Raw genomic sequence first — 506 nt, 5'->3', positions numbered from 1 at the left:
CATTCAATAATGCTCATAAACTCTGCTCTTCAGATTGTATATATGATGAATTAGCAGACTTATACGCAGCAGTTTCACTTAGGTATTATCTGATAAATGAAATTGACAGTGCGAATTATTACGGAGAAAAAGCTCTAAATATGGCACTTAAAAACAGGGATTTGAATAGTGTTTTGGTTGGTTACTTTAATCTAGCTAGAATTCACTTTAAGGCTGATGAGCTGAACAATGCTAAAGTCTACTTAAATCTTTCTGATAGTGTTGCTAATGCAGTCGATGCAAAGAAGTGGAAGATTGACATTCAAGAAAAGTATGTCGAGATTCATAAGCAAACCGGCAACTACCAACAAGCCCTTCACCATCACGAACTCTACACTGCTTATAAAGACAGCCTCCTTAATAAAGAGTCACTCCAAAAAATGGCTGATTTGCGTACTGAGTACGAAGTTGGGCAGAAACAAGCCGAAGTCGACCTGCTAACCGCTGAAAAGCGCACGCAGCAAATT

Annotated in this window: 1 pseudogene; it reads left to right on the top strand. The window is 38.3% G+C overall.

What is annotated here, in order from left to right:
- Positions 1-140 precede the first annotated feature (140 nt).
- A pseudogene (locus tag E1176_RS20090) lies at positions 141-506 on the top strand (hypothetical protein); the annotation flags it as partial.

The organism is Fulvivirga aurantia, assembly GCF_009711475.1.
GTDB lineage: Bacteria > Bacteroidota > Bacteroidia > Cytophagales > Cyclobacteriaceae > Fulvivirga > Fulvivirga aurantia.
The sequence above is the reverse complement of the archived record's forward strand: the minus strand, read 5'-3'. Positions and strand labels throughout refer to the sequence as shown.